Origin of the sequence: Streptomyces sp. NRRL S-495 (assembly GCF_000966955.1) — a bacterium.
Classification (GTDB): domain Bacteria; phylum Actinomycetota; class Actinomycetes; order Streptomycetales; family Streptomycetaceae; genus Kitasatospora; species Kitasatospora purpeofusca.
The window spans coordinates 1-6,508 of the sequence record NZ_JZWY01000483.1 but is presented as its reverse complement, the minus strand read 5'-3'; the positions used below and the strand labels follow the sequence as shown (position 1 = coordinate 6,508).

6 protein-coding genes and 1 pseudogene are annotated in these 6,508 nt (G+C 72.7%); 2 read left to right on the top strand and 5 right to left on the bottom strand.

Annotated elements, in window-relative coordinates; genetic code table 11:
* From VR45_RS24155 to VR45_RS24140, 4 genes and pseudogenes are all read right to left on the bottom strand, one after another.
* Positions 1–373 (bottom strand): annotated as a pseudogene (locus tag VR45_RS24155) (sugar ABC transporter permease); the annotation flags it as partial.
* Positions 370–1,158: an ATP-binding cassette domain-containing protein gene (locus tag VR45_RS24150; RefSeq protein ID WP_078896788.1), complete on the bottom strand. Its 789-nt coding sequence runs from the start codon at positions 1,156–1,158 to the stop codon at positions 370–372. The gene VR45_RS24150 and the pseudogene VR45_RS24155, both read right to left, overlap by 4 nt.
* A 156-nt stretch (positions 1,159–1,314) precedes the next feature.
* On the bottom strand, positions 1,315–2,409 hold the full coding sequence (locus VR45_RS24145; protein WP_045941927.1) for a substrate-binding domain-containing protein: 1,095 nt from the start codon (positions 2,407–2,409) through the stop codon (positions 1,315–1,317).
* A 344-nt stretch (positions 2,410–2,753) separates the two neighbouring features.
* Positions 2,754–3,866: an AraC family transcriptional regulator gene (locus VR45_RS24140; protein WP_045941926.1), complete on the bottom strand. Its 1,113-nt coding sequence runs from the start codon at positions 3,864–3,866 to the stop codon at positions 2,754–2,756.
* A gap of 142 nt (positions 3,867–4,008) precedes the next feature.
* Between VR45_RS24140 and VR45_RS24135 the strand changes: the two genes are divergently transcribed.
* The gene (locus VR45_RS24135; protein WP_045941925.1) at positions 4,009–4,911 is read left to right on the top strand and encodes an MBL fold metallo-hydrolase; all 903 of its coding nucleotides are present in this window, start codon (positions 4,009–4,011) and stop codon (positions 4,909–4,911) included.
* A 117-nt stretch (positions 4,912–5,028) separates the two neighbouring features.
* Here VR45_RS24135 and VR45_RS24130 read toward each other — a convergent pair whose 3' ends face one another.
* A complete protein-coding gene (locus tag VR45_RS24130; RefSeq protein WP_045941924.1) occupies positions 5,029–5,829 on the bottom strand; it encodes an NAD(P)-binding domain-containing protein in 801 nt (266 codons plus the stop codon).
* Between the two features lie 64 nt (positions 5,830–5,893).
* Between VR45_RS24130 and VR45_RS24125 the strand changes: the two genes are divergently transcribed.
* On the top strand, positions 5,894–6,508 hold a 615-nt coding region (locus VR45_RS24125), incomplete at its 3' end, for a LysR family transcriptional regulator (RefSeq protein WP_045941930.1).

The following is a 6,508-nucleotide window of genomic DNA, read 5'->3' as shown; positions in this document are numbered from 1 at the left end:
CGTTCAGACCCTGGCGCACCGCGAGCACGGAGGTGACGGCGGCGCAGGCGCCGGCCACCGAGCCGAGCGAGAGGTCGATCTCGCCGAGCAGCAGGACGAAGACGACACCGACCGAGATCAGGCCGTAGCCGGCGATCCACTTGGTGATGTTGGTCAGGTTGTCGGCCTGGAGGAAGTGGCCGGTGACGCTCTGGAAGATGATCGCGATCAGGATCAGGCCCAGGACGACGGGCAGGGCCCCGAGTTCGCCGCTGCGGATCTTGCGGCGGAACTCCTCGGCGTAGCCGGCGACGCCGCCCTGGCGGACCAGCAGCCGGGGGTCGGCGGCCGGGGCCGGGGTGTCGGCGGCGGGGGTGGTCTGGCTGGTGCTCACTTCGCTTCCTCCGCGATACGTGCCTGGCGCCGGGTGACGGCATTGTCGGTGGCGCCGGTGATGGCGGAGATGATCTCCTCGGGCGTGGTCCCGGCGACCGGGAAGGCACCGTTGTTGCGGCCGAGCCGCAGCACGGCGACGGTGTCGGCGACCGCGCGGACGTCCGCCATGTTGTGGCTGATCAGGATGACGCCGAGGCCGCGCTGGCGCAGCCGCTCGACGAGGTCCAGGACCTGCGCGGTCTGCTCGACGCCGAGGGCGGCGGTCGGTTCGTCGAGGATGACGATCCGCGGGTCGCCGACCAGGGCGCGGGCGATGGCGACCACTTGGCGCTGGCCGCCGGAGAGCGCGGCGATCGGGATCCGCACGCTCGGGATGCGGATCGACAGGGTGTCCAGGAGTTCCTTGGCGCGGCGCTCCATGGCGACCTCGTCCAGGGTGCCGCGGCGGCGCAGCTCGCGGCCGAGGAAGAGGTTGGCGACGACGTCGAGGTTGTCGCAGAGCGCGAGGTCCTGGTAGACGGTCGCGATGCCGAGGGCCTGGGCGTCCTGGGGGCGGCCGATCCGCACCGGGCGGCCCTCCCAGGTGATGGTGCCCTCGTCGATGGGGTGGACCCCGGCGATCGTCTTGACCAGCGTGGACTTTCCGGCACCGTTGTCGCCGACCAGGGCGACGACCTCACCGGCGTGGACGTCGAGGTCGACGTCGGTGAGTGCCTGGACAGCGCCGAAGCGCTTGGAGACCGCGCGCAGCGCCAGTACGGGTGCGCCTGTCACGTGAACCATCTCCTGCGGGGGTGTGCGTGGCGGGGTGGGGAGGGGTGGGAGCGGGGGCGACGGCGGGACGGGCCGCCGTCCGGCGCCGCGCGAGGGCGCCGGACGGGCGTCGGCCACCGGCCGTCAGCGACCGGCCGTCAGTGACCGGACGTCAGTGACCGGGGGTCACTTCAGGCCGGCGGCGGCGCAGGCGGCGGCGTAGTCGGCGGTGCAGATGTCGGCGGCCTTGTAGAGCCCGTCGGCGATGACGGTGGCGGTGATGTTGGCCTTGGTGACGACCTTGGGGTCCAGCAGCTTGGCCGGGATGCCCTTGTCGGTGTCGCTGTCCACGGTGGCGGAGGCGACGGCCTTGACGTCCTTGCCCTGGAGCAGGCTGACGGCGAGTTCGGCGGCGCTGTCGGCGAGCGGCTTGTACGCCTTGTAGATGGTGTAGGCCTGGTCCCCGGCGACGATCCGCTGGATCGCGTCGAGGCCGGCGTCCTGGCCGCCGACCGGGACGTTGAGGCCGGCCGCCTTGAGCTGGGTGATGATCGCGCCGGCCATGCCGTCGTTGGCGGAGTAGACGGCCTGGAAGCCGTCCTTGCCCAGCTGGGTGATGGCGGCGCCGGTCTTCTGGCCCGCGACGGTGGGCTTCCACTCGCCGGACTGCTCGTACACCACCTTCTTGATCTTGCCGTCCAGCACCTTGTGGGCACCGGACTTGAAGAGCGCGGCGTTCGGGTCGGCCTCATCGCCGTTGATCATCACGATGTTGGCGTCCGCGGCCTTGGCGCCGAGGGCGTCCAGCAGGGCCTGGCCCTGGAGTTCGCCGACCTTCTCGTTGTCGAACGAGACGTAGGCCGAGACCGGGCCGGTGGCGAGGCGGTCGTAGGCGACGACCTTGACGCCCTTCCCGGCCGCCTCCTTGACCCAGGCCTGGGTGGACTTGGCGTCGAAGGCGTCGAGGACGATCACCTTGACGCCCTCGGCGATCAGGGTGTCGAACTGCTGCTTCTGCTTGGCCGCGCTGCCCTCGGCGTTGCTGTAGCGGACCTTGCAGTCCGGGCAGAGGGCGGTGACCTTGGCCTCGATGAACGGGCGGTCGAAGGACTCGTAGCGGGTGGAGGAGGCGTTCTCCGGCAGCAGCAGGCCGATGGACTTGGAGTCCCCGGAGCTCGCACTGTCCTTCTTGTCGGCGCCGGCCTTGCCGCAGGCGGCCAGGGAGAGGGCCATCGAGACCGCGGCGGTGCCGACGAGGACGCGACGCATCGTTGCGTTCATGGGGTGGATGCCTCCGTGACAGGGGCCGCAACACTGCGGCGAGGTGGCAGGAGTTAACCCGGCGCCGTCCAGTGTCGTCAATAAGTAAATTCAAGCTCCGGCAAATCCCTGCTCTTTCGTTATCTTCATGAACGCCAACCAGGGGTTGAAACTTGGAGGATCCTCCGAGTCAAGACCTGACAGGACATGACAGAAAAGGACGAATCGCCCACGACCAATAGCCGTGACCTGGTATGTACCTGGTAGGCAAACGATCGTTCGCTGCACATACCGACACTCGGGCAGTAGGTCGAGGCACTCTTGACAGGGACAGGGCGGGCAAACTCAAACGTTCAAGAGTTTGATCATCCGTCAGCGAAATGGGCCGCCATCCGGTCCCGGTAGCGGCCCGGCGTCGTCCCGAACTGCCGACTGAAGGCGTGCGAGAGCGCGTACGGCGTCGCATAGCCGACCCGCCGGGCGATGACGTCCAGCGGATCTGCGGTCTGCTGGAGCAGCGCGGCCGCCCGGGTCATCCGCCACCAGGCCAGGTAGGCCATCGGCGCCCGGCCGACCAGGGCGGTGAACCGGCGGGTCAGCGTCGCCCGGGAGACGCCCGCGCTCGCGGCCAGCTCCTCGACGCTCCACCCCCGTGCCGGATCCTCGTGCAGGGCCCGCAGCGCGCCCGCCACCACCCGGTCCCCGAGCGCGGCGGGCCAGCGGCCGCCCGCGCCGGGCTCCGCCCCGACGGCACCGAACTCCGCTCCCGGCCCCGCCACCGGAGCATCCGCCCCGAGCCCGGACCCGCCCCCAGCCCCGGCCGCGGTCCGGGGCGAGGCCAGCCAGGCCCGCAGCATGTACACCAGCAGCAGATCGATCAGGCTCGGCACGGCGAGCGCCCCGCCCGCCCCCTCGACGGCCAGCTCGCCGCCCAACAGATCGACCGCCGCCCGGAGTTGGGGGTGGGCTCCGACCCGGTTCGGCAGGTGCACCACGTCCGGCAGCTCCAGCATCAGCGGATGGGACCTGCTGTGCTCCAGGCGGTACTTCCCGCAGAGCAGTTCGGTGATCGGCCCGCTCGCGGCGCCGAGCACCGGCAGGGGTCCCGTGGCGCCGTCGAGCACCGGCAGCGGCCCCGTGGCGCCGTCGAGCGGGCCCTCCGGGGCGGGCGGCGGCGTCGGCCGGGCCGCCGCGAGCAGCCGCTCGATCGGCACCGCCAGGCCCGCCGCGTCCCGGTCCAGCGGCGCGGAGGCGAGCACATGGCCCGTCCCGTGCGGCAGCAGCACGGCGTCGCCCGCCCCGAGCCGGACGAGCTCACCGCCGTCCGGCAGCAGCCAGCAGCCGCCCTCCAGCACCACATGGAAGCCGGCGCCCTCGTAGGCGGGGATGCGGGCCGACCAGGCCCCGCCGACCCGCAGCCGGTTGGAGGAGGGTCGTCCGATCCGTACCGCCGCGATCGCGTCGCTCACCACGTCCATGACCGCAGAATAGCCCCAGCGGCACACCGGTGAGCCGATCTCGTATCGGATCGAGCCATTCACGCATTGAACCGCTCAGTAGGACACTCCTAGGATCGGACTCGTCGACGGAACGACATCGCGTACCACCACGGGAGGGACCATGGAACGGATCGTGCTCGGCGAGGCCGAGGTGCTGAGGGTCAGGGAGTGGGAGGGGGCGTTCATGCCCTCCGCCGACATCGTGCCCGGGGCGACGCCCGAGGACTGGGAGCGGAACGCGGAGCTGCTCGCGCCCGACCACTGGAACCGCGCCGACGACACCCATGTCGGCGCCCTGCAGAGCTGGGTGGTCCGCCACGGGGGCCGCACCGTCCTGGTCGACACCGGGGTCGGGCACCGCCGGCAGCGCCCGCACAACCAGCTCTTCCACGAGCGGGACAGCGACTTCCTCGACCTACTCACGGTCACGGCCGCCGGCGTGCGGCCCGAGGACGTCGACGTGGTGGTCAACACCCACCTGCACGCCGACCACGTCGGCTGGAACACCGTCGAGCGGGACGGTGAGTGGGTGCCCGCCTTCCCCAACGCCGTCTACTACCTGCCGGCCGCCGACCACGCCTCCTTCGCCCCGGACGGGCCCGGGCGCGCCGGTCCGGCGACCCGCCAGGAGGAGCGGCGGCTGCTCTACGCCGACAGCATCGAGCCGGTGGTCCGCTCGGGCCGGGCAGTGCTCTGGACGGAGGGCGTCCGGCTCGACGAAGCCCTCACCCTGGAACCCACGCCCGGCCACAGCCCCGGCTCCTCGGTGCTGCGGCTCGACTCTCACGGCGAACGGGCGGTGTTCGTCGGCGACCTGCTGCACAGCCCGCTCCAGCTGACCCGACCCGAGTGCAACAGCTGCTTCTGCGAGGACCCGGCCCTGGCCGCGACCACCCGTCGCAGCGTCCTCGAACGGGCCGCCGACCAGGGCGAGTTGGTCGTCCCGGCGCATTTCGCCGGGACGGGCGCCGCCGAGGTGCGGCGCGAGGGCTCCGGCTTCACCGTCACCCGCTGGGCCGGCTGACGGCGGCGGCCGGGGCGCCCGCCCTCCCCCGAGGCGGACGGACACCCCGGCCCCGGCCGGCCCTACCCGAACCGGCCCGGCCCTACCCCCGACCCCTGCCCCCGATGACCCCGGCCCTCAGCCTCCGGCGCGAACCGCGTCCACCCAGCGCGCAAGATCCTGCTCGGCCAACTCCGGGTGAGCCAGCAGCCGTTCGCGCACCGCGCCGAGCACGGGCCCGCCGCCCGCCAGCGCGAGGTCCTTGGCGGCCAGCCGCACCGGGAAGTCGGCGTCGACGGCCCTGGCCCGCGCCACCAGCCCCCCGAGCGGCCCGGCGGCGAGCACCCCGTCCGCCAACTCCTCGGGCAGGCCGAGCGATCCGGCCAGGGCCAGCGCCTCGGCGACCACCGCCACTCCCCCGACGATCGCCCCGATCGCCACCAGCTTGAGCGCCGCACCGGCCCCGGGTCCACCACAGTCGACCACCCGGCCGAGCCGCTCCAGCACCGGCCGGACCCGCTCCACGTCCACCGGCCCACCGCCCACCAGCACGGTCAGCCCGCCGGTCCCGGCCGGGCCGACGCTGCCCAGCACCGGCGCGTCCACCAGACCCACGCCGCCCGGAAGTTGTGCCCGCACCTCGGCCACCGCCGCGGGGCCCACCGAGGACATCTCGACCCACACGGTGCCGGGCGCCAGCTCGGCAATGATCTGTCCCGCGACGGCCGTCAGCGCCGCCGGATCGGCCAGCATGGTGACCACGACGCCCGCGCCACGCACCGCCGCCGCCGGATCCGCGACCTCCACCAGCCCCTCCACCGGCTCCGGCACCCGGCCGGGCGTCCGGTTCCACACCGTCAACGGGTATCCGCCGGAAGCGAGTCGGCGGGCCATCGGGAGCCCCATCCGGCCGAGGCCCAGAAATGCGATCTTTTCCATGGCTCCACGCTAGAAACCATCGAGCCAGGCGACAAGCGAATGTCTCGCATGGTAACCATGCGGAATGGACATGGCCTGGCTCGACGTCTTCCGCACCACCGCCCGCCTGGGCTCGTTCACCGCCGCCGGTGAGCAGCTGGGGTTCACCCAGTCCGCGATATCCCGTCAGATCGCGACTCTGGAAGCCGAGTTGGGTGTCCAGCTGTTCGACCGGCTGGCCCGCGGGGTCCGCCTCACCGAGCACGGCCGGACACTGCTGCCGCACGCCGAGGCACTGCTGGACCGGCTGGACGGCACCCGCCGCGACCTCGCCGCGCTCACCGGCCTCGGCCTCGGCCGACTGCGGATCGGCGCCTTCGACAGCGCCAACGCCGCCCTCGTCCCGGCCGCGCTGGCGGCCTTCCGCGCGGCGCATCCGGGGATCGGCATCTCCCTCTCCGAGGGCCTCTCGGCGCACCTGCTCGACCGGCTGCGGGACGGCGCGATCGACCTCGCGGTGGTCGCCGCCTACCCCGGACACCCCTACGACACCGAGCTGTTCGACCTCCGCCCGCTGGCCGAGGACCCGGTGCTGGTGGCCCTCCCGCCGGACCACCCGCTGGCCGGCCGGGAGCAGCTGCGGCTCGTCGAACTCGCCGACGAGCCCTGGATCGCCGCCAGCAGCCGGGCCGAGTCCACC